General features: G+C 59.9%; 19 protein-coding genes and 1 pseudogene. 11 read left to right on the top strand and 9 right to left on the bottom strand.

Annotated elements, in window-relative coordinates; all coding sequences use genetic code 11:
• The first annotated feature begins 35 nt into the window (after positions 1-35).
• Positions 36-2,804, top strand: coding sequence for a DNA polymerase I (gene polA / locus AB3G35_RS03520; protein WP_369782309.1), 2,769 nt, complete (start codon positions 36-38; stop codon positions 2,802-2,804).
• A gap of 331 nt (positions 2,805-3,135) precedes the next feature.
• Here polA and yihA read toward each other — a convergent pair whose 3' ends face one another.
• Positions 3,136-3,786 (bottom strand): ribosome biogenesis GTP-binding protein YihA/YsxC, encoded by a 651-nt coding sequence (gene yihA, locus AB3G35_RS03515; protein WP_016782752.1) that lies wholly within the window; start codon positions 3,784-3,786, stop codon positions 3,136-3,138.
• Positions 3,787-3,976: 190 nt separating this feature from the next.
• Between yihA and AB3G35_RS03510 the strand changes: the two are divergent.
• The 6 genes and pseudogenes from AB3G35_RS03510 (at position 3,977) to AB3G35_RS03485 (ending at position 9,446) form a co-directional block, all read left to right on the top strand.
• Positions 3,977-4,224: pseudogene (locus AB3G35_RS03510) on the top strand (cytochrome c5 family protein).
• 46 nt (positions 4,225-4,270) lie between these two features.
• A complete protein-coding gene (locus AB3G35_RS03505; RefSeq protein ID WP_016782753.1) occupies positions 4,271-4,891 on the top strand; it encodes a cytochrome c in 621 nt (206 codons plus the stop codon).
• Positions 4,892-5,091: 200 nt separating this feature from the next.
• Entirely contained in the window at positions 5,092-5,730 is a 639-nt protein-coding gene (locus tag AB3G35_RS03500) for a thiol:disulfide interchange protein DsbA/DsbL (RefSeq protein WP_016782754.1), read from the top strand.
• A gap of 15 nt (positions 5,731-5,745) precedes the next feature.
• Positions 5,746-6,624 (top strand): endonuclease/exonuclease/phosphatase family protein, encoded by an 879-nt coding sequence (locus AB3G35_RS03495; protein ID WP_369782308.1) that lies wholly within the window; start codon positions 5,746-5,748, stop codon positions 6,622-6,624.
• Positions 6,621-8,579, top strand: a complete 1,959-nt coding sequence (locus tag AB3G35_RS03490) for a diguanylate cyclase (RefSeq protein ID WP_369782307.1) — start codon at positions 6,621-6,623, stop codon at positions 8,577-8,579. Before AB3G35_RS03495 ends, AB3G35_RS03490 begins: the two co-directional genes overlap by 4 nt.
• 87 nt (positions 8,580-8,666) lie before the next feature.
• Positions 8,667-9,446: an N-acetylmuramoyl-L-alanine amidase gene (locus AB3G35_RS03485; RefSeq protein WP_086795604.1), complete on the top strand. Its 780-nt coding sequence runs from the start codon at positions 8,667-8,669 to the stop codon at positions 9,444-9,446.
• A gap of 4 nt (positions 9,447-9,450) precedes the next feature.
• Here AB3G35_RS03485 and AB3G35_RS03480 read toward each other — a convergent pair whose 3' ends face one another.
• Positions 9,451-11,241: an ATP-binding protein gene (locus AB3G35_RS03480; protein WP_083369709.1), complete on the bottom strand. Its 1,791-nt coding sequence runs from the start codon at positions 11,239-11,241 to the stop codon at positions 9,451-9,453.
• A 7-nt stretch (positions 11,242-11,248) separates the two neighbouring features.
• Positions 11,249-12,595, bottom strand: coding sequence for a sigma-54-dependent response regulator transcription factor AlgB (gene algB, locus AB3G35_RS03475; protein WP_016782759.1), 1,347 nt, complete (start codon positions 12,593-12,595; stop codon positions 11,249-11,251).
• 548 nt (positions 12,596-13,143) lie between these two features.
• Here algB and AB3G35_RS03470 point away from each other — a divergent pair.
• From AB3G35_RS03470 to AB3G35_RS03455, 4 genes are all read left to right on the top strand, one after another.
• Complete coding sequence (locus AB3G35_RS03470; RefSeq protein ID WP_016782760.1) at positions 13,144-13,428, top strand: hypothetical protein; 285 nt, start codon at positions 13,144-13,146, stop codon at positions 13,426-13,428.
• A 72-nt stretch (positions 13,429-13,500) separates the two neighbouring features.
• Positions 13,501-13,665 (top strand): DUF1328 domain-containing protein, encoded by a 165-nt coding sequence (locus AB3G35_RS03465; protein ID WP_019828122.1) that lies wholly within the window; start codon positions 13,501-13,503, stop codon positions 13,663-13,665.
• A gap of 610 nt (positions 13,666-14,275) precedes the next feature.
• Positions 14,276-15,595, top strand: coding sequence for a glutamate/aspartate:proton symporter GltP (gene gltP, locus AB3G35_RS03460; protein ID WP_016782761.1), 1,320 nt, complete (start codon positions 14,276-14,278; stop codon positions 15,593-15,595).
• A gap of 104 nt (positions 15,596-15,699) precedes the next feature.
• Positions 15,700-16,929 (top strand): nucleoside recognition domain-containing protein, encoded by a 1,230-nt coding sequence (locus AB3G35_RS03455; protein WP_088378644.1) that lies wholly within the window; start codon positions 15,700-15,702, stop codon positions 16,927-16,929.
• A 102-nt stretch (positions 16,930-17,031) separates the two neighbouring features.
• On the opposite strand, the gene AB3G35_RS03450 is transcribed toward AB3G35_RS03455, so the two are convergent.
• The 6 genes from AB3G35_RS03450 to AB3G35_RS03425 all read right to left on the bottom strand — a co-directional run bounded on the left by AB3G35_RS03450 (position 17,032) and on the right by AB3G35_RS03425 (position 22,942).
• On the bottom strand, positions 17,032-17,661 hold the full coding sequence (locus AB3G35_RS03450) for a class I SAM-dependent methyltransferase (protein WP_086795601.1): 630 nt from the start codon (positions 17,659-17,661) through the stop codon (positions 17,032-17,034).
• Between the two features lie 41 nt (positions 17,662-17,702).
• Complete coding sequence (locus AB3G35_RS03445) at positions 17,703-18,347, bottom strand: methionine ABC transporter permease (protein WP_095027691.1); 645 nt, start codon at positions 18,345-18,347, stop codon at positions 17,703-17,705.
• Positions 18,337-19,458, bottom strand: a complete 1,122-nt coding sequence (locus AB3G35_RS03440) for a methionine ABC transporter ATP-binding protein (protein WP_083369708.1) — start codon at positions 19,456-19,458, stop codon at positions 18,337-18,339. The genes AB3G35_RS03445 and AB3G35_RS03440 overlap by 11 nt, the downstream gene beginning before the upstream one ends.
• 2 nt (positions 19,459-19,460) lie before the next feature.
• Entirely contained in the window at positions 19,461-20,252 is a 792-nt protein-coding gene (locus tag AB3G35_RS03435) for a MetQ/NlpA family ABC transporter substrate-binding protein (protein WP_083369707.1), read from the bottom strand.
• Positions 20,253-20,384: 132 nt separating this feature from the next.
• Positions 20,385-21,746 (bottom strand): LLM class flavin-dependent oxidoreductase, encoded by a 1,362-nt coding sequence (locus tag AB3G35_RS03430; RefSeq protein WP_106115685.1) that lies wholly within the window; start codon positions 21,744-21,746, stop codon positions 20,385-20,387.
• Positions 21,746-22,942 carry an SfnB family sulfur acquisition oxidoreductase gene (locus AB3G35_RS03425; protein ID WP_369782306.1) on the bottom strand — a complete coding sequence of 399 codons (1,197 nt, stop codon included), beginning with the start codon at positions 22,940-22,942 and terminating at the stop codon, positions 21,746-21,748. Before AB3G35_RS03425 ends, AB3G35_RS03430 begins: the two co-directional genes overlap by 1 nt.
• Positions 22,943-22,953 lie beyond the last annotated feature (11 nt).

The following is a 22,953-nucleotide window of genomic DNA, read 5'->3' as shown; positions in this document are numbered from 1 at the left end:
TAGCGCCGGACTCGCCGAAAAGGTTGATCCTGCTCATGAGCCAAGCTCCCCTCGTCCTGGTGGACGGTTCTTCATATCTGTACCGCGCCTTTCACGCGCTGCCGCCGCTGACTACGTCCAAGGGGCTGCCGACCGGCGCCGTAAAGGGCGTGTTGAACATGCTCAAAAGCCTGCGCAAGCAGTACCCGGACAGTCCGTTCGCGGTAGTTTTCGACGCCAAGGGCGGGACATTTCGCGATGACATGTACGCCGAGTACAAGGCCAATCGCCCGAGCATGCCCGATGACATGCGCGCACAAATCGAGCCCTTGCACGCCAGCGTGATCGCGCTGGGCTTCCCCTTGCTGTGCGTTGAAGGGGTCGAGGCGGACGATGTGATTGGCACGCTGGCCCGCAGCAGCGCGGCAGCAGACCGACCAGTGGTCATCTCCACCGGTGACAAGGACATGGCCCAACTGGTCGATGGCCATATCACCCTGGTCAACACCATGACCGGCAGCGTGATGGACGTCGAAGGCGTCAAAGAGAAATTCGGCGTTTCGCCCGAGCAGATCATCGACTACCTCGCGCTGATGGGCGATTCGTCTGACAACATCCCAGGCGTGCCGGGCATTGGCCCCAAGACAGCCTCCGGCTTGTTGGTGGGCGTAGGCGGTGGTTTGGTCGATCTTTACGAAAAGCTCGATATCGTGCCGACCCTGCCCATTCGCGGTGCCAAAAACTTGCCTGCCAAACTCGAAGAACACCGGGAAATGGCGTTTTTGTCCTATCAATTGGCGACGATCAAGATCGATGTGCCGCTGGATATCGGCCTGGAAGACTTGCACCTCAAGGCGCCTGACTGCGAAAAACTGATCGAGCTGTACACCGAGCTTGAGTTCAAAAGCTGGATCGCCGAGGTCGAGCGCGAGGCCAAGCGTGCTGGCCAGGTGATCGTGCACGAAGCCCCCGAGGCGCCTGCCGAGGCCGAGCAGCAATACGAAACCATCCTCGATCAGGCGCGGTTTGACGTATGGCTGCAAAAGCTCAATGACGCCAAGCTGATTGCCTTTGACACCGAAACCACCGGCCTGGACGCGCAGCAAGCGCAACTGGTGGGTTTGTCGTTCGCGGTCAAACCCGGCGAAGCGGCCTACATCCCGTTGACCCACTCCTATATGGGCGTGCCGGAGCAACTGGACCGCGACACCGTTTTGCGTGCCCTCAAACCGCTGCTGGAAGACCCGAGCAAAGCCAAGGTCGGACAACACGCCAAGTACGACATGAATATTCTGGCCAACTGCGCCATCGGTGGTGATCAAGCGTGCGGGATCATGGTGCAGGGCGTTGCCTACGACACCATGCTGGAGTCCTATGTGCTCGACTCCACCGGCAGCCGCCACGATATGGACAGCCTGGCGCTCAAGTACCTGGGCCACACCACCACCAGCTTCCAGGACATTGCTGGCAAGGGCGTCAAGCAACTGACCTTTGACCAGATTTCCCTGGAACAGGCCGGGCCGTATGCGGCCGAAGATGCCGATGTGACCTTGCGCCTGCACCATGTACTGCACGAAAAACTGGCGGCCATCCCCAGCCTCAACAGCGTGCTGACGGACATCGAGATGCCGCTGGTGCCTGTATTGGCGCGCATTGAACGCCAGGGCGCGCTGGTGGATGCCAACCTGCTGGGCATCCAGAGTGTTGAACTGGGTGACAAGCTGGTTGCGCTTGAGCGTGAGGCTTTTGCCATTGCCGGTGAAGAATTCAACCTGAGCTCACCCAAGCAACTCGGCGTGATCCTGTACGAAAAACTCGGCTTGCCGATTATCAGCAAAACGGCCAAGGGCCAGCCTTCGACGGCCGAAGCCGTGCTGGCGGAGCTGGCCGAGCAGGACTTCCCGCTGCCCAAGGTGCTGATGCAGTACCGTTCGATGAGCAAGCTGAAGAGCACTTATACCGATCGCCTGCCGGAGCAGATCAACCCTCGTACAGGGCGGATTCATACGTCCTACCACCAGGCGGTGACGGCTACCGGGCGTTTGTCCTCCAGTGACCCGAACTTGCAGAACATTCCGATCCGTACTGCAGAAGGTCGCCGGATTCGTCAGGCATTCGTAGCCCCAAAAGGCTACAAACTGCTGGCGGCCGACTACTCGCAAATCGAACTGCGGATCATGGCCCACCTGGCCAAGGACGAAGGCTTGCTGCATGCCTTCCGCAACAACCTGGACGTGCACAGCGCCACAGCGGCCGAGGTCTTCGGGGTTGAGCTGGCGGACGTCACTACCGACCAGCGGCGCAGTGCCAAGGCCATCAACTTCGGCCTGATCTACGGCATGAGCGCCTTTGGCCTGGCCAAACAGATTGGCGTCGATCGTAAGCAGTCACAGGCCTATATCGACCGTTATTTCGCACGTTACCCGGGCGTGCTGGACTACATGGAGCGCACGCGCACCCAGGCTGCCGAGCAAGGCTATGTCGAGACCATTTTCGGTCGTCGCTTGTACCTGCCGGAAATCAACGCGAAAAACCCGGCCCTGCGTAAAGGTGCAGAGCGCACGGCGATCAACGCCCCGATGCAGGGCACGGCGGCCGATATCATCAAGAAAGCGATGGTGGCTGTGGATAACTGGCTCAGCGCATCAGGCCTCGATGCCCGTGTCATCCTGCAAGTACACGATGAATTGGTGCTGGAGGTACGCGAAGACCTGGTGGACCAGGTGCGTGATGAAGTGCGGGTACACATGAGCGAAGCGGCGAAGCTGGATGTGCCGCTAGTGGTTGAAGTAGGCGTGGGCAACAACTGGGATGAGGCGCATTAATGAGGGGATGTGGGAGCGGGCTTGCTCGCGATGCAGGCGACGCGGTCTGTCGCAATGACCGCGTTGATGCCATCGCGAGCAAGCCCGCTCCCACACTAAAAATTTATTGCTGCTGCAGAGACCGGGCTTATTCCAAAGAGTTTTTAGGCTCCCGGAACTAAATCTGCCAACACCACTCAGATTTATTGAATGGGTGGTGAAGCCCTTCAAAGCTCCTAATGTTGTGTTAAGTGTTGGCAGATATCTGAACCACGCCCTAGCGGTTCAGTACTTGAACCCCGGACCTCCTTCCCCCCATGCGAAGTCCGGGGTTTTTTTTGCCTGCGATGTGTTACTCGTCAGCCTCGACCAGCTCTTCGCCTTTGTTCGGCAGTTCCATCCAGCGCGCCAGCACGGTGTACGCCTCTTCCAGGCCCATGCGCTTGGGCGTGGAGAACAACTGGATGGTGACGGCATCGCCCCATTGCTTGCGAATGTCCGACTGGATTTTAAGCAATGTATTTTTTGCAGCGCCGTACGTCAGTTTGTCGGCCTTGGTCAGCAAAATATGCATCGGCATGCCGCTGGACACGGTCCAGTCCAGCATCAAAAGGTCGAAATCGGTCATTGGATGACGGATATCCATCATCAAGATCACGCCTTTGAGGCTTTCACGGCTGCCGAAATACGCCTCAAGGTGACGCTGCCAGTGCAGTTTCAGCGGGATCGGCACCTTGGCATAACCGTAACCCGGCAGGTCGACCAGACGACGTTCTTCGTCCAGTTTGAAGAAGTTCAGCAGTTGGGTACGGCCCGGAGTTTTCGACGTGCGCGCCAGGCTGGCGTGGGTCAAAGTGTTGAGGGCACTGGACTTGCCGGCGTTGGAACGCCCGGCAAACGCGACTTCGTAGCCCTCGTCATCGGGGCATTGATCGACTTTGGCAGCGCTGAGCATGAAGGTGGCCTGTTGGCACAGACCGAGAATGGGGTTCTTGAGTTGCATGGGATTTCCGATGTGAGCGGCGTCAGGAATGGACGCGGCGAGCGTGTCGTTTCCGTTTCAGTGACGCCAGTATATAATGCCGCAGATTTTGTGTGCGCTTTGTCCCAGCGTAGGATGAAGAACACGGGAGCGAAAAACCCAGGTTGCGCATTAGAACGCAGCAGGCTCCCAACCCTGAAAAGGTCGTTTTATGACTGCTGGTGCCGGTGTCTTGATGCCACGTTACAGCATTCAGGCTACACAGGATCCGGAAGCCGTGTACAACCGCGTTTGTATTGTCTGCCATGCAGGTCAGCTTATCGGCCAAGGTTAGAGCAAGGTATGGAAGCGCTGGTGCAACACGTGACCCAGGGTTTCAAGGCGATGCCGCCGCGTGGTTTGTGCATGGACTGCAGTGTCGAGGATCACCGAACTGTCCTACAGTGGATAAGCGAGTGAGCCCGGCCCAGAACTCTTTAACCCTTAGCCGTAGTTGGATTAGCTGATGAACAAATTACTCGTGAGTCTGCTGTTGACCTTGGGCGTCAGCGGTATTGCCCAGGCTGCAGGCGCCGTTGTGGTAGGTGATGCTGCTGCAGGTCAGGCAAAAACCGCTGTATGTGGCGCTTGTCACGGTCCGGACGGCAATAGCATGGCCCCAAACTTCCCCAAGCTGGCCGGGCAAGGTGATCGTTACCTACTCAAGCAGTTGCATGAAATCAAGGACGGCAAGCGTCAGGTGCTGGAAATGACCGGCCTGCTGGCGAACCTGAACGATCAGGACCTTGCCGACATCGCTGCCTACTACTCCAGCCAGAAAGGCTCGGTCGGCGCTGCAGACCCGGCACTGGTTGCCCAGGGTGAAGCCCTGTTCCGTGGTGGCAACCTTGAGAAAGGCATGCCAGCGTGCATCGGCTGCCACTCGCCAGACGGCCAGGGCCTTGCCGCTGCCGGCTTCCCGCACCTGGGCGGCCAACATGCCAGCTATATCGAGAAACAGCTGACAGACTTCCGCGAAGGCGATCGTACCAACGATGGCGACTCGATGATCATGCGCGGCATCGCGGCTAAGATGAGCAACAAGGACATCAAGGCGCTGGCCAGCTATATTCAAGGCCTGCACTAAGGTCAGCACGGTCGGCGAGGCCAGGTCTTGAAACCAGTGGTCACGTTAACGATCGTTTAATCCTTGAATGTGAACCTCAAAGGGCAGCTTCGGCTGCCCTTTTGCATCGCGTCTACAGTTACACTATCGAACTCAAGCCAGCATGGACCTGTCTGAATACAGGTCACGTTGATATGACCTTATCTGTCCAGGAGTAAAGCATGCGTAATCTGATTCTCAGCGCCGCTCTCGTCAGTGCCAGCCTGTTTGGCATGACCGCTCAAGCTGCCGAGCCGCTTGAAGCGGGCAAACAATATGTAGAGCTGAGCAGCGCCGTTCCGGTTGCCGTGCCTGGCAAGATCGAAGTCGTTGAGCTGTTCTGGTATGGCTGCCCGCATTGCTTCGCCTTCGAGCCAACCATCAATCCGTGGGCAGAAAAACTGCCGGCCGACGTGAGCTTCGTGCGTATCCCTGCCATGTTTGGCGGGATCTGGAATGTTCATGGCCAATTGTTCATCACCCTTGAAGCCATGGGCGTTGAAAACAAGGTTCACAAAGCTGTATTCCAGGCCATCCACGACGGCAAGAAGCTGGCTACCCCAGAGGAAATGGCTGATTTCCTGGCCGGCGAAGGCATCGATAAAGACAAGTTCCTGAGCACTTACAACTCGTTCGCCGTCAAAGGCAAGGTTGAAGACGCCAAGAAAAAGGCCCAGGCCTATCAAATCTCCGGCGTACCGACCATGGTCGTCAACGGCAAGTACCGCTTCGACCTGGGCACTGCCGGTGGCCCTGAAGGCGCTTTGAGCGTGGCTGACCAGCTGATCGCCAAAGAGCGTGCAGCGGGCGCAAAAAACTAAGCGGCGCCCTCGCCCATGCTCCGCTGGAAAGGCGAGCGAACCGTTGGTCTGCATGAGCCGCAGATCAACGAAGATCATCTGGCGTCCTGCGGGATACCGGATGATCGGCGTTTACGACTGCTCAGTTTCAATATCCAGGTGGGTAACAGCACCCAGGGTTACCGGCATTACCTGACCCGCAGCTGGCAGCATGTACTGCCTCACAAAGGCCGGGCCGGTAACCTGGAGCGCATTGGCGACTTGCTCGGCGACTTCGACCTGGTTGCCCTGCAAGAAGCCGATGGTGGTAGTCATCGTTCCGGCTACATCAATCAGGTCAAGTATCTTGCCCAGCAGGGCGAATTCCCCTACTGGTATCAACAACTCAATCGCAATCTCGGGCGTCTGGCCCAGCACAGCAATGGCTTGCTCAGCCGACTGCGCCCTGCCGTGATTGAGGATCATCCCTTGCCCGGGCCTGCGGGTCGCGGTGCGATTCTGGTACGTTTTGGCGAAGGCCCTGACGCACTGGTGGTGGTAATCATGCATCTGGCGCTGGGGACAAAAACCCGCACCCGGCAGTTGGCCTATATTCGCGAGTTGATTGGTGGCTATCAGCATCATGTGTTGATGGGCGACATGAACACCCACGCCAACGACCTGTTGCACACCTCGCCACTGCGTGACCTCGGGTTGCTGGCACCGCAAATGGAGGCCACCTTCCCCAGTTGGCGTCCGCAACGTTGCCTTGATCATATTTTGCTCAGCCCAAGCCTGACCCTCGAACGCGTGCAGGTACTGGACCAGCCAATCTCGGACCATCTGCCGGTGGCTGTGGATATCCGCCTGCCAGGTTCTGTCGGCGTCGACTCACAGCTAGCGTTACGTCCGCCTGACAACGAGCCGCATGCATGACAGACGAGGCCGCGCGCTGGAAAGAGAAATACCTTAAAAGCGTTGAGCTGCAAGACAAGCTTGAGCGCCGCTGGAATGCCCGCCTCGACTTGCTGCGCCGGGGCCTTGTGCGCAGCACCCTGGCCGCTGAAGGTAGCGATCGCACGGTCGACCAGTGCATGAAAGAGATGCGCGAAGTGGTGCGCACCAATGAGATGGACGCCGCCCTTGCCGCCCTGCTGCCGCGCCTTGAAAAAGCCGTGCTCGACTCTGAGCAACGGCGTGAAACCCGGGTTGAGCAAGTCAGCGTGGCGCTCAATACCTTGGTCACGCAGTTGCAGGCCCTGCCCTTGCCCCGCGAGGTCAGCAGGCCGCTCAAGGCCTATGCCAAGCAGCTCGACAACCGGGTGTCCCATGCCCGTGAAATACCGCTGCTGCTCGATGAGCTAAGCCATTTACAGGGGCAGGCGCTGGCACCACAACTCAAGGAAGCCGAGCCGCCCAAACCGGGTTTGTTGCAGCGCCTGTTCGGCACCCAGGACAGCGACCCCCCACCCACAGAAACCGCACCGCAGCCGCAGCCCGCGGCGGAAAAACCCGTAGCTGCACCGGTTGTGGTCAAACCGGCCGTGATCATCGCGCCGGCTGAGCCTGTCATCGCCGAAGTCGCGCCGCAGCCCTCGCCCCCGCCAGCCTTGCACGATGCCCAGGCGCCAGTGCTGGTCGCACCAGAGGTGGTAGCCATAAACGTGCCTGATGAGCAGGCATCCAGTGGTGCGCTGGAGTCCGTGGTGGCGCTGGTCGAGGCAGAGAATGACCAGGCCCGGGCCCCTGAAAGTCCCGAGCCTGAACCGGGGCCTGAACCCGAGTACGAGCCCGCCGAGATTGATGCCGTCTATGCCCTGCCCGAGGCCCCCGAGCCCACTTACAGCAGCGTTGCGGAGCATATTGAATCCACCCTGCTCGGCCTGCTGAACGACCTGTCGTTGCCCGAACATCATCGCCCCCAGGCCGAGGCCATGCGCAAACGTCTGGAAAAGGGGCTGAACTGGTACGAACTGCTGCCAATACTCGACGATCTTGCGGTTTTGATGCTGGCCATTACCGACAGCGGCCAGCATGAATTCGGGGCTTATCTCAAACAGCTCAATGAGCGTCTTGAGGCATTCCAGAACAATCTTCAGGCCGCCAGCGAAGGCCATGCCGAAGGTCGCAGCGCTGCCGACGACCTGCACAGCCAACTGCGCGAACACGTCGACGGCCTGCAAAACAGCGTGCAAGACGCCGTCGACCTCAACAGCCTCAAGCACCTGCTGGAAAACCGTCTCGAAGGGCTGCTGGGTGCGATGGATCAGCACCAGCAGCAGCGCAATGCCCGCGAACAGGAGGTTTCAGCCCACCTGCAAGGGCTGGCCGAGCGCATTGCGCAGATGGAGCAGCAGGCCCAGGACTATCGCGAGCACCTTGAAGAACAGCGCCAGAAAGCCCTGATCGACCCCCTGACCGGCCTGCCAAACCGGGCGGCCTGGGGCGAACGTCTGCAGCATGAAGTCGAACAGTGGCAAAACCACGGCAAACCGCTGCTGATTGCCATGCTCGACCTCGACCACTTCAAGCGTATCAATGATGGTTATGGGCATCTGGCGGGCGACAAGGTGCTCAAGATCATTGCCGCGCAGTTGCGCAAGCACCTGCGCCCGGTCGACTTTATTGCCCGCTTTGGCGGCGAAGAATTTGTCCTGCTGATGCCCGACACACCGCTGGCGGCGGGTGTGCAGGGGGTCGAGAGACTGCGGGCGGCGATTGAAGCCTGCCCCTTCCACTTCAAGGGCGAACCGGTGACCATCACCCTGTCCATAGGGGTGTCGGCGTTCAGGCCGGGGGATCGCAGTGATCAGGTACTCAAGCGCGCAGATGAAGCGCTGTACCAGGCCAAGCACCGTGGGCGCAATTGCGTGGAGACAGCGCCGCTGTAACGACGACATAATTCGTCCATCCCACTGCACAACAAGGCCCTTAAGGTATGCTTGCTGATTAACTGTTCAGTCGTGTTGTGCCTGCCCATGAAATTTTCCGCCCTGATCGTGTCCCTTGCCCTGCTGGCCGGTTGCAGCAACGGCCTGCGCATGGACACCAGCCATCCTTCGGTCAACCACGACAGCCGCGTGCAGTTTGTGGTGTTGCACTACACGTCGACCTCGCTGGAGCGCTCCCTGGAGCTGTTGACCCACGGCCCGGTCAGCAGCCATTACCTGGTGGGCGATACCCCGCCGACCATTTATAAACTGGTGGATGAAAACCAGCGCGCCTGGCACGCCGGTGAAAGCCAGTGGAAGGGCCGCACCTGGCTCAATTCCAGCTCCATCGGCATTGAAATCGTCAACAAGGGCTTTCGCGATACGCCAGAAGGCAGAGTCTGGTACCCCTACACTGAAGGCCAGATCCAGTCCGTTATTGCATTGCTCAAGGACATTTCCACACGCTACAAGATCGACCCGCGCAATATCATTGGCCACAGCGATATCGCCCCCTTGCGCAAGCTTGACCCCGGCCCGTTGTTTCCCTGGAAGCGCCTGGCCGATGCCGGCTTTGGCATCTGGCCAAACGCCCAGGCCGTCGCCCGCGAGCAAGCGCTGTACGCCAGCAACTTGCCAAGCATTACCTGGTTCCAGCAGCAACTGGCGCTACTGGGCTACGAGACCCCGCAAACCGGCGAGCTGGATGTAGCCACTCGCCATGTTCTGGCCGCCTTCCAGATGCATTTCAGGCCATCGCGGTTCGATGGCACTCCCGATGCTGAAAGTGCGGCCATTTTGAAAGTGCTAAACACGCAAAAGCACTGACGGGCTAGAGCAACGGCAAGGCCATGTAAAATTGCGTGCCTTGCCCGGGGCGTGAATACACCCCGATACGCCCGCCATGCAGTTGCACAATCTCCTTGCACAGCGCCAGTCCAAGGCCGGCGCCGCCCTTTTTGCGCCCCACTTGTACAAAGGGTTCAAAAATCCGCCCCTGCTGGCTATAGGCAATGCCTTCGCCATTGTCCTCGATGCTGATGATCACCCGCTCGCCATGACGCCGGGCCTGCAGGCGGATCTGCCCGCCGCTGGCGGTATGGCGCAAGGCATTGTCCAGCAGGTTGTCCAGCACCCGCTCCAGCTGCACCTGATCGGCCCGCAGCTCGGGTAGCGGCTGCTGCAGTTCCACCAGCAGCTCGATATTTTTCGCCGCTGCAAGGTCTGCGAAGCGGGTGCGGGCGTCTTCAAGCATGTGCTCGACGCTGCAAGGGGCCAGCGTCAGTTTTTGCATGCCGTTTTGATAGCGGGAGAAATTCAGCAGGTCATTGATCAACTGCATCAGACGCTGCATTTCTTCGTTGACGGTGTTGAGCAGGTCGGTTTCCCGCGACTGCGGGTCAAAGCGCGAACGCTCCAGAAACAGCCCGAACGCCATATGCATGCCAGTGACGGGGGTGCGCAATTCATGGGAGGCGCGCAGCACAAATTCGCTGCGTACCCGCTCAAAGGCGCGCTGCTCGGTAACGTCATGCAACACCATCACGGCACCGAGGATCGGCCCCTTGGGCTGGCTGACGGGGGTCAGGCTGTAGGTCAGCAGGCGGGTTTCACCCTCGATATCGACGCTCAGATCCTCCGGCAGGCGCTCAAGGCTGCCGCCGCGCAAGACCGTCTGCAGTTGCTGGTCGAGTTCGGGCCGCTGCATCACGTCCCCCAGCGATTGGCCCAGGCGGCTCTCGTCCCAGCCCAACTGGCGCTGCGCGACAGGGTTCAAGTGCTCAAGGCGGCCCTGCTGGTCGATCATCAATAGCCCGTCATCGATGCTGTCGAGCACGGCCTGCAGCCGTTGCTGGCCCGCCAGCAGCTCGTCGATATTGGTGGCCTGATGCTGACGCAAAGCCTCGGCCATAATGCCAAAGCGCCGCGTCAGCAGGTTCATCTCCGTGGCCGAAGAGAGCGGCAACACCACCTCGAAATTACCCTTGCCTATATTGTCGGCGGCTTTGGCCAAGGCTTCGATCGGCGCGCCAAAACGCCTGGCAATACCGTGGGCAGTAATAAAGCCGATGATCAGCACGGCAAGGCCGACCAGGCCGAGCAAGGCGGCAATGACCAGAGCGCGATCCCGGGCTGCGGCCTGGGCGGCATAGATGGTATCGAGCGCGCGGCGGTGTTCGGTAATCAGGCCGTTGCGCAGCTGATTGAATCGGCTGGTCAGTTCCTTGTCATTGCTCAGGTTCAGTTGCGCGTCGTGGGCCTTGTTGAAGGCCAGCAAAAAGCTGCTGTAATCCTCCCGGGCCTGGGCAAAACCGCTGTGCAGATCGTTTTTGCGCTCATGCTCAATGCCCTCGTCGAGCAGCTTCAGATACTGCTGGGCCGATGCCTGCAGCGCCTGGGGGTCTGGCTGGTTGTGCAACATCATGACCAGTTGATCGCCCAGGGACTGGCGCAGCTTAAGGCCAAGGTCGAGGGTAATGAAGTTGTTGCGAATCAGCGCTTCCTGGGTTTTGGCCATTTGCATCACGCTGACGACGCCAAGCAGCAGGCCGAGCAGCGCCACCGTAATCAGCGCCGAAATGCTCAGGAACAAACGGGTACGCAGCTTGATCGCAAGTTTCATCGGCTACTCACAGGTTGTACTGCTTGCGTTTTCGGTACAGCGTCGAAGCATCGATGCCCAGCGTCTTGGCTGCCTGGTCCAGGGTTTCGCTAGTGGCCAGAACGGCGCCGATATGGGCTTTTTCCAGTTGATCCAGGCTCAGTGCCGCACCAATGCGCGGGGCGTTGGGCGTGGCTTGCTCGGCCATCCCCAGATGGCTGACCTCGACCACTTCCTGGGGGCAGATGATACTCGCTCGCTCAACCACGTTGCGCAGCTCACGAATATTGCCCGGCCAACGGTAATTGGCCAGCGCGCGGCGGGCTTCTTCGCTGAAACCGCGGGCAGGGCGGGCATATTCCTTGACGAAACGGGCCAGGAACCGGTCGGCCAAGGTCAGGATGTCTTCACTGCGCTCGCGCAGCGGCGGCAGGTGCAGGGTGATCACGTTGAGACGGTAGAGCAGGTCTTCACGGAAGCGGCCATCGCGCACCATGTCCTCGAGGTTGAGGTTGGTGGCGGCCAGAATCCGTACATCGGCGCGGCGGGTGACGGGGTCGCCGACGCGTTCGTATTCCTTGTCCTGGATAAAACGCAGCAGTTTTGGCTGCAGGGCCAGTGGGAAATCGCCGATTTCATCGAGGAACAAGGTACCGCCGTCGGCCTGATTGACCCGGCCCAAGGTGCTTTCACTGGCGCCGGTAAAGGCACCGCGGGTGTGGCCGAACAATTCGCTTTCCATCAGCTCGGCCGTCAGTGACGGGCAGTTGATCGTCACGCAGGACTTTTTCGCCCGCTTGCTCCAGCCGTGTATGGCCCGGGCCAGTTCGCCTTTACCGGTACCCGACTCGCCCAGAATCAGGATATTGGCATCGGTGCCGGCAACCTGGCGGGCGGTTTCCAGCACCGCCATCATGGCCGGGCTATGGGAGTCGAGGCCTTCCTTGGGTTTGCGCACCTCACCTTCAAGGGCTTCAAGGCGGGCGGACAACTGGCGCACTTCCAGTTGCTTGGCGGTGGCCAGGCGCAGCTGGTCGGGGCTGCACGGTTTGACCAGATAGTCTGCTGCACCTGCCTGGATCGCATCCACGGCGGTATCCACAGCCGAGTGGGCGGTGACGATCACCACCCGCATCCACGGCGCCTGAATGCGCATCTGGGCCAGCACATCCAGGCCGTTGTCTTCACCCAGGCGCAGATCAAGGAAGCACAGGTCGAACACCTGGCGTTGCAACAACGCGTCGGCCTGCGCTGCGCTGTTGGCGGTGGCGACGGTGTAACCCTCGTCTTCGAGGCAATAGCGGAATGTACGCAGGATGGCGGACTCATCGTCGACCAGCAGAATGCGGCCCTGTTGCTCTTTGGCTGACTCCATTTCCTACGTTCCTTTATATGTGGTCTTGGTTAGTGTCGGAATAATCGGGCAAGTTGCATGATTTTTCGGATTGATTCCGAGGCTAGCACCGAAGGTGCTGGGCTGCATGAAGTAACTGGCTGATTTTGCAGCTGATTAGGCTGGAAATCAGGTCTTGATCAATCGTGGGAATTTACCCTCGTAGCAGCTGACTCGCGGAGCGAGGCTGCGTTCGGCGGCGTAGCCGTCGTAAATCCTGAGTCAACGGTTCTCCTGGTACACCATAGAGCTCCAGTTCTACGACGGCTACGCCGCCGAACGCAGCCTCGTTCCTTCGGCAGCTGCTACGGGGTTTACGTGGCTGCGTGATCGTGCAGAACGCACGACAGCCTTGCCGGTCATCGTGCAGGATGCGTGCAAAATCTGTTTTCATCTATTTATAACTTATTGATTTGTAAGGATTTTATTCGAAATAAAAAAGTGGCACGACCCCTGCAATTACCCTTGTACAGAGCGTCGCAACTCGCGGCACAACCTCACATTGACCACCGGGTGACAGGAGTTTGAACATGAATCGTCAAGAATTCTCCAACATGCGTGTTACGTCATTGCATCTGCAACAAGGCCTGTTTGCCAGCCTGGCGTTGTCGGTGACCTTGATCGGTGGTCAGCAGTGGGCACGCTGGGAGACTGCAGCGCAGCCCGTTGCCACGGTGGTGCATGCCGCTGCCCCGCAACAGCATTTCCAGGCATTGGGCGCGGTCATTGAAGGCACTGGCCATTACGCGCTGGCCGCTTCCGACGACACCCAGATAGCCAACACCCAGCCCCTGCCGGAACGCTGGGTGTTTTAAGTGTTTACAGCCTTGAAGCCCTGATGGGCGTCAAGCACCACCCTGTTTCACACTGTAATAAGGAGAATCACCATGTTGAGTTGGGCCATTACCTTCCTGATTATCGCCATCATCGCTGCAGTCCTGGGCTTCGGTGGTATTGCGGGCACCGCTACCGGCATCGCCAAGATTCTCTTTGTCGTGTTCCTGGTGATGTTTGTGGTGTCGTTTATCTTCGGTCGTCGCGGTCGAGGCTAGCCATGTTCGCCCCCTCCTTTAAGGCAGCGGTTGCTACCCCGTTATCGGGTGGCGACCGCGGGGCATGAAACCGGTTACATCACGTGTTGCGGCCAAGGTTTTACCTTGGTTTTTTTACGCCTGAAGAAAACCACCCGGCATGCGTAATGCCTTATCAGGGTTCATTTTTTTAAAAACAAATGTGGCCTGAACGGTGCTTCGGAACGTCGACCGTATATCGACTTGTAGAAAAATAGCCGGGACTTATATCTGATTTGTGTTGTCGGATATTTCTTGGATATAAGCGGCTTTATGCCACCCCCTACCTGACCAAAATGACCTTGAAACAGCCGGTCTACGGCACTTATGTCGTCTATTCTGTGGAATCTCAGGAGGGGCGATTTGAGGTCTTGTCGGACAAAACCCATGCCGATTCGGCATAGGGTAGGCGTTTACGGCATTAGACGGCCACCTCCTGCATGGGAATAGTTGCGCCTTTTTTCGCCTGCCAAAGAGCCTTTCGGGCTCGGTTTGGGCGACCTTCTACGGGGGTGCAGGTTTCTCTCTTTTGCGCTTTCGAGCGCTCTAGCCTGAGCCTGCGCCCGAGTCCACTTGAAGTAAGGGTAATGACATGAAGAAGGCAAAACTTAGCCTCGCCTGGCAGATCCTGATTGGTCTGGTCCTCGGGATTGCAATCGGCGCGCTGCTCAACCATTTCAGTGCTGAAAAGGCCTGGTGGATCAGTAACGTTCTGCAACCTGCCGGCGATATCTTTATCCGTCTGATCAAGATGATCGTAATCCCAATCGTGATTTCTTCACTGGTTGTCGGGATTGCAGGCGTGGGGGATGCGAAGAAACTCGGTCGTATCGGTTTTAAAACCATCATTTACTTCGAGGTGGTCACCACCATCGCGATCCTGGTCGGCCTGGTGCTGGCCAACGTGTTCCAACCCGGTGCCGGGATCGACATGAGCACCCTGGGCACGGTCGATATCTCCAAGTACGCGGCCACGGCTGCCGAAGTAACGCATGAGCATGCGTTTATCGAGACCATCCTCAACCTGATTCCATCGAACATCTTCGCAGCCATGGCGCGCGGTGAGATGTTGCCGATCATCTTCTTCTCGGTGCTCTTCGGTCTCGGTTTGTCGAGCCTGAACGCCGAACTGCGCGACCCGCTGGTGAAAACCTTCCAGGGCGTGTCCGAGTCGATGTTCAAAGTCACTCACATGATCATGAACTACGCGCCAATCGGTGTGTTTGCCCTGATCGCCGTGACCGTCGCCAACTTCGGTTTCGCCTCGCTGGTGCCACTGGCCAAGCTGGTGCTGCTGGTTTACGGCGCCATCCTGTTCTTCGCCGTTGCGGTGCTGGGCCTGATTGCCAAGCTGTTCGGCTTCTCGGTGTTCAAGCTGATCCGCATCTTCAAGGATGAACTGGTTCTGGCTTACTCCACCGCCAGCTCCGAAACCGTGCTGCCGCGCGTGATCGAGAAGATGGAAGCCTACGGCTGCCCGAAAGCGATCTGCAGCTTTGTGGTACCGACCGGCTACTCGTTCAACCTTGACGGTTCGACCCTGTACCAGAGCATCGCGGCAATCTTTATTGCCCAGCTGTATGGCATCGACCTGTCGATCAGCCAGCAACTGCTGCTGGTCCTGACCCTGATGGTGACCTCCAAAGGCATCGCCGGTGTACCGGGCGTGTCCTTCGTGGTACTGCTGGCCACCCTGGGCAGCGTGGGTATCCCGCTGGAAGGCCTGGCCTTTATCGCCGGTGTTGACCGTGTGATGGACATGGCGCGTACGGCCCTCAACGTGATCGGTAACGCCCTGGCGGTACTGGTGATCTCCCGTTGGGAAGGCATGTACGACAGCGCCAAGGGCGAGCGCTACTGGAACTCGCTGCCGCACTGGCGCAGCAAGGAAGCCCTGCCAAAAGGTGAGTAACCTCGCCTGGTAGCGCAACCCCCACAAACCCCGGCCTTGGCCGGGGTTTGTTGTTTCTGGGGGTAGGCCGCTATCATTCGCACCATCTTCCAGGAGTTTTCTTGATGCTCAACGGCCTATGGCTCAGCTTTTTCGTCGTCGCTACGGTATCGGCGCTCGCCCAATGGCTGGTGGGGGGCAACGCAGGGATCTTCTCGGCGATCGTGGAAAGCATCTTCGCCATGGCCAAGCTGTCGGTCGAAGTGATGATTTTGCTCTTCGGCACCCTGACGTTATGGCTGGGTTTTCTGCGCATTGCCGAAAAAGCCGGCATCGTCGACTGGCTGGGCAGGGCGCTGGGGCCGCTGTTCAAGCGCCTGATGCCGGAAGTCCCGCCCGGTCATCCGGCCCTGGGCTTTATCACCCTTAACTTCGCCGCCAATGGCCTTGGGCTGGATAACGCTGCCACGCCCATCGGCCTCAAGGCCATGCGGGCCCTGCAAGAGCTCAACCCGAGCCCGACCAGCGCGAGCAATGCGCAGATCCTGTTCCTGGTACTCAACGCCTCGTCCCTGACCCTGTTGCCGGTCACCATCTTTATGTACCGCGCCCAGCAAGGGGCACCGGACCCGACCCTGGTATTCCTGCCGATCCTGCTGGCCACCAGCGCCTCGACCCTGGTCGGCCTGCTCTCGGTGGCCATTGTGCAGCGCCTGCGCCTGTGGGACCCGGTGGTGCTGGCGTACCTGGTGCCTGGCGCGCTGATCCTGGGCGGCTTCATGGCGTTGCTGGCGACTCTGTCAGCCACGGCGCTGGCCAGCTTGTCGTCGATCCTGGGCAACCTCACGTTGTTCGGCCTGATCATGCTGTTTCTGGTGATCGGTGCGCTACGCAAGGTCAAGGTCTACGAAGCGTTTGTCGAAGGGGCCAAGGAAGGCTTCGACGTGGCGAAAAACCTGCTGCCATACCTGGTGGCGATGCTGTGCGCGGTAGGCGTGCTGCGTGCTTCCGGAGCACTGGATTTTGGCCTGGACGGCATCCGCCATGTAGTTGAGTGGCTGGGTTGGGATACGCGCTTTGTCGATGCATTGCCAACAGCGATGGTCAAACCCTTCTCGGGCAGTGCGGCGCGGGCCTTGCTGATCGAAACCATGCAGACCCAGGGCGTGGACAGCTTCCCGGCGCTGGTAGCGGCCACGGTGCAGGGCAGCACGGAAACCACGTTCTATGTGCTGGCGGTGTACTTCGGCGCCGTGGGCATCCAGCGTGCCCGGCATGCGGTGGGTTGCGCCCTGCTGGCGGAACTGGCGGGGGTCGTGGCGGCAATACTGGTTTGCTACTGGTTCTTCGGTTAATCCGGGGGCCTTTGTGGGAGCGGGCTTGCTCGCGATACAGGCATCGCGGTTTATCTGCCAAACCGCAGTGATGCCATCGCGAGCAAGCCCGCTCCCACAGGTTTACAGCGCTTTACGCCACACACTCACCAGCCACGGTTGCTGGTCACGGGGCAAGCCAGCCGGGCGGTAATAGTGCTCCAGCTCGGCAAACCCTGCAGCCGTCAGCATCGCCCGCCAGTGCTCCAGGTCGTGATACGCCCCATACCGCTCACCGTTCCAGCCTTCACGGTTGTCGCCGCGTGGGTTGGAACTGAGCAGTACGCCGCCGGGTTTCAAGGCCGCGTGCAGCTTGCCCAAGACCTGGCCCAGTTCCTGGGTCGGCACATGGAACAGCGAAGCGTTGGCAAAGATCCCGTCGAAGCGTTCAGCGGGCAAGTCGAGCTTGAGAAAGTCCTGGTGCCACACTTCACAGCCGCTGTCTTCACGCGCCATTTGGGTGAAGCGTTCGGTGCCGTCCAGGCCGATGGCGACATGACCCAGGCGGGTGAAGGCCTGCAGGTCGCGCCCCGGCCCGCAGCCAAAATCCAGAATCGTGAACGGTGCCGTGCCCGGGATATGGCGCAGCAGGGCATCGATGTTCTGGCTTACATCGTGGTCGCGGGTGCCTTCACGGAAGCCCTCTGCGCTTTGTTGATAGTGGCCCAGAGTGGTGGCAGCAATCTGTTCGAGGGTTTTTGCATCGAGGGTCATGGCAGGTATAGTCGGCGGCGGGGCTGGCCGCCGACTATACCTCAGCGTTTGTTCAGCGCCAGGGCCAGGCGGTCGCCACCCAGCTGAATCACGGCCACCAGGATAACCAGCAGGACTATCACCGTGAGCATCACCTGCGAGTCAAAACGCTGGTAACCGTAACGGTACGCGATGTCGCCCAGCCCGCCAGCACCAATCGCACCGGCCATCGCCGACGAGTTGATCATCGTCACCAGGGTGATGGTGAAACCACCGACAATCCCCGGTAAAGCTTCGGGCAGCAGTACATGCCAGATGATGTGATGGCGCTTGCAACCCATGGCCTGGGCGGCTTCGATCAGGCCGTGATCCACCTCGCGCAGGCTGACTTCAGCAATACGCGCAAAAAACGGTGTGGCGGCGATGGTCAGCGGTACGACCGCGGCCCATACGCCGTAGGTAGTGCCCACGATCAGGCGGGTAAACGGGATCAATGCCACCATCAAAATCAGAAACGGGATCGAGCGAAACAGATTCACAAACGCGCCCAGTGCCTTGTTCAGTGTTGGGGCCTCATAGATTCCGCCCTTGCCGCTGGTAACCAGGATTACCGCCAGCGGAATGCCCAGCACCAGCGCAATCAGCGACGACACGCCGACCATCAGGAAGGTGTCGATCACCCCCTGCCACAAACGATCAAACCCCATAGCCCACCACCTCGACCTGTTGTGCCCATTGTCCCGCGCGTTTACGCAGCTCTTCAGCGCCCAGCGAAGTGCTGGTCACGCTAAGCAGCAGTTGGCCCAGGGCATGGCCCTGGATATGTTCGACCCCGCCGTGCAGCAGCCGCACCTGCCCCCCCAGTGCGCTGAACAGCGCACCCAGGTCGGGCTCTTGTGCCTGGCTACCGGTGAAGCGCAAGCGCAGGACCACGCTGGCCTGCGCCGACAGGGGCTGGGCCGTGATGCGGCTTTGCAGCGCGGCGGGCAGGGTGTCTTGCAAGGGCGCGAGCAGGGTTTTGCTGACGTCATGCTGCGGGTCGCCGAACACTTGCCATACCGGGCCTTGCTCGACCACGCGGCCTTGTTCCAGCACTACCACGCGCTGGCAGATATCGCGGATCACGGCCATTTCATGGGTGATCAGGATAATGGTCAGGCCCAGGCGCTGATTGATTTCGCGCAGCAGGCCGAGGATCGACTGAGTGGTTTCGGGGTCCAGCGCCGAGGTGGCTTCATCGCACAGCAAAATCGCCGGATCGTGAACCAGAGCGCGGGCAATGCCTACGCGCTGTTTCTGCCCGCCCGACAATTGCGCCGGATAAGCCGTGTGCTTGCCTTGCAGGCCGACCAGTTCCAGCAGCTCGCGCACTTTTTGCTCGCGCTGCAGCTTGGGTACGCCCGCCACCTTGAGCGGCAGTTCAACGTTCTGCCATACGGTTTTGGCCGACATCAGGTTGAAGTGCTGGAAGATCATGCCGATCTTGCGCCGCAGCGCCACCAGCTGGTCTTCGTCAAAACCGGCGATATCCACCTGATCAATCAGCACGCGGCCGCTGCTGGGCTGCTCAAGACGGTTGATGGTGCGAATCAGCGACGATTTGCCGGCGCCGCTGCGGCCAATAATGCCGAAAATTTCGCCGCGCTGGATCGCCAGATCGATGCCCTTGAGGGCGTCTACCGGGCCCTGGCGACCGTCATAGGTTTTGCCGATGCCGATAAAACGCACATGGGCGTGGCTCAGCCCGGGGTGCAGCTCGGTGTGGTTGGCGCCGGGCTGCGGCTGGTCGAGCCGCTCGCGAGCAATAGCCACATTCATGGTCAGCCTCCCCAGCCAGGCTGGTACAGGGTGCCGTAGGTCTTATCCAGCGAAGCCTTCACGACAGGCGAGTGCTGATAGATATCGATGAACTTGGCCAGACGCGGGTCGTCCTTGTTCTTGGGCTGGATCACGAACTGAATCACATACTCGGGGTGGTCAATGCCGTCGAACAGCAGCGCCGACTCGGCATCGAAGGTTTTGGACAGGCGGATGTAGGCCGGGTAGCCCTGCACCAGGTCGGCATCGTCGTAGGCGCGTACCAGTTGCACGGCCTCAACCTGCAGGATCTTGATGTTTTTCGGGTTGGCGATGATGTCTTCTTCGGTGGCCTTGTAGCCGACGCCCGGCTTGAGGGTGATCAGCCCGGCCTTGGCCAGCAGTTGCAGGCCGCGCCCGCTGTTGATCGGGTCGTTGGCGATGGCCACGGTGGCGCCTTCAGGCAGGGCGTCGAGGCTTTTATACTTTTTCGAATACAGGCCCACGTTGTTGATGATGCCTTTGGCATAGGGCGCCAGATCAAAGCCGGCGGCGGCCTTGGCGTTTTCCAGGAACGGGATGTGCTGGAAGTAGTTCACGTCGATATCACCGCTGGCGAGGCTGACGTTGGGTGCGATCCAGTCGGTGAATTCCACCAGTTCGACCTTGAGCCCTTGCTTGTCGGCCTCGGCCACGGCGGTTTCCAGGGGGATGGCGAAAGCGGCGGTAGTGCCGACCTTGAGCGGCTTGTCAGCCGCGTGGAGCAAACCGCTAAACAGCCCGAGGGCCAGCACCAGTGCGTGTTTTTTGTTCATAAGAATTGCCCAGTCAAAGAGTCGGAATTTGAACCCTGTGGGAGCGGGCTTGCTCGCGATGGCAGCGCTGCGGCTTGCCTGAAAGACCGCGTCGCTTGTATCGCGAGCAAGCCCGCTCCCACAAAAAATCAGCTAAACGGTGTGCCTGAAGGCCGCGCCGGTATGCCGTTGTGGCAAATGCGCGTCGCCTTCGGCAAACAGCTTTTGCCGCAGGCTGCCAGTGTCATAAGCGGTTTTATAGGAACCCCGGCGCTGCAGTTCGGGGACCACCAGGTCGATAAAATCGACGTAGCTTTCTGGGGTGACGATGCGGGTCAGGTTGAACCCGTCCAGGCCCGTTTCTGCAATCCAGGATTCCAGCTCATCGGCCACTTGCTCAGGTGAACCCACCAAGGTGATGTAACGCCCGCCCAGGGCGTGCTGTTCGAGCAGCTTGCGCCGGGTCCAGTCGTTGTTTTGCAGCACTTTGGTGGCCGACTGGATCGCGTTGCTCTTCACGTACTGGATCGGTTCGTCCAGTTCGTAATCGGCAAAATCGATACCCGTGGAGCTGGAAAAGTGCGCCACCCCGGCTTCGGCGCTGGCGTAGCTCAAATACTCATCACGCTTGGCCAGTGCCTCGGCCTCGGTGGGCGCCACGATCACGTTCAGGCCCATAAACAGCTTGATGTCGTCCGGGTTGCGGCCCGCTGCCACGGCGCTGGCACGCACCTTGTCGACCTGGGCTTTGGTCGCGGCCTTGGTCTGCCCGCTGATAAACACGCACTCGGCATGGCGCCCGGCAAACACCAGGCCGCGGTCCGAACTGCCGGCCTGAAACAGTACCGGGGTGCGTTGCGGTGACGGTTCGCAGAGGTGATAACCCTCCACCTGATAGAACTCACCTTCGTGTTTGACCTTGTGCACCTTGTCGGGTCGGGCGTAGATGCGCTGCACCGGGTCATTGAGCACGGCGTCGTTTTCCCAACTGCCTTCCCAGAGCTTGTAGAGCACTTGCAGGTACTCATCGGCCTGATCGTAGCGCCGGTCATGCTCGACCTGCTCGGTCAGGCCCATGGCCTTGGCGGCGCTGTCGAGGTAGCCGGTGACGATATTCCAGCCCACACGACCACGGGTCAGGTGGTCCAGGGTCGACATGCGCCGTGCGAACAGATACGGCGTTTCGTAGGTCAGGTTGGCGGTCAGGCCAAAGCCGAGGTTTTTGGTGACGGCAGCCATCGCCGAAACCAGCAGCAGCGGGTCGTTGACCGGCAACTGGATGGCCTCTTTGAGTGGCACATCAACCGATTGTTGATAGACGTCGTACACCCCCACGATGTCGGCGATAAACAGCCCGTCAAACAGCCCTCGCTCCAGCAGTTGCGCCAGCTCCGTCCAGTACTCCAGGGTGTTGAAGCGGGTCGAGTTGTCCCGTGGATGGGTCCACAACCCGTGGTTGATATGGCCAATGCAGTTCATGTTGAAGGCATTGATGAGGATTTTCTTTTTGCTCATCAGATGGTCCCCCGCAATGGCGGGTTGGCATCGTTGAGGTAGTAATTGCCCACCGCGTGATACTTCCAGCGCACCGGGTCGTGCAGGGTGTGGACCCGGGCATTGCGCCAGTGGCGGTCAAGGCCGTGCTCGGCCAGAGTGGCCTGGCTGCCCGCCAGTTCAAACAGGGTGCTGCCGGCGGCCAGGGAAATCTCGGTGCTCAGGGCCCGCGCTTCGGCAACGGCAATCGAGGCCACAGCCACGGTGCTGGCATTGGGGTTGGCCTGGGCAATGTCGAGGAACTCGCCAGCACGCTCCAGCAGGGCCTCGGCGGCATGCAACCGTACACTCAAGTGACCGAAGCTTTTGAGGGTCAGGGGGTCTTCGCTGGCGATATCCGTGGTGGCGTCGATCCAGGGCCGGGTTTTTGTACGCACAAAGTGCAGGGCGTCTTCAAAGGCCGCTCGGGCGATACCGGTGTCGATAGCCGCGTGAAGAATCTGCGCCAGCGGGCCTACCGGGGTCGGGCGCTCGAAGGCGGTCTGGAAGGGGATCACGTCCTGGGCGGCGACCAGTACATTGTCGAACACCACCGAGCCACTGCCCGTGGTGCGCTGGCCAAACCCGCTCCAGTCATCGATCACGTTCAGGCCGTCGCTGTCGCGGCGCACAAACGCCAGATGCTGGATACCGTCATCGTCTACGACCGAGGTAGGAATCCGCTGCGCATACAGCGCGCCGGTGGCGTAGAACTTGCGGCCGGTGATGCGGTAACCGTGTTCGGCCCTGGCCAGGTGAGTGGTGCGGTCATGGGCAGTTTTAGTGCCGATTTCAGCCAGGGCATTGCCGAAGCGCTCCCCGGCCAGCACTTCGGCATACAGCCGCTGTTTTTGCTCGTGTGTGCCATTGACCCGCAACACTTCGAGTGCATAAAAATGGTTTTGCGGGATTTGTCCCAGGGAGGCGTCAGCCGCGGCGATCAGCGCGATCACTTGGGCCAGGGTGACGTTGGACACCCCCGCGCCGCCATAGGACTTGGGCACGCTAATGCCCCACAGGCCGGTATGGGAAAACAGCTCAAGCTCATCAAACGGCAAGCGCCGTTCGCGATCGCGCAGGGCGCTGTCGCGCTTGAAATGTGCGGCCAGTTCACGCGCTACGCTCAGGGCCTCGGCATCGCTGTGGATAACCGGGACCTGTTTGGATATCAGTGACATGGGTGTCTCCA

Origin of the sequence: Pseudomonas sp. WC2401 (assembly GCF_041200115.1) — a bacterium.
GTDB classification, from domain to species: Bacteria; Pseudomonadota; Gammaproteobacteria; order Pseudomonadales; family Pseudomonadaceae; genus Aquipseudomonas; species Aquipseudomonas fragi.
The sequence above is the reverse complement of the archived record's forward strand: the minus strand, read 5'-3'. Positions and strand labels throughout refer to the sequence as shown.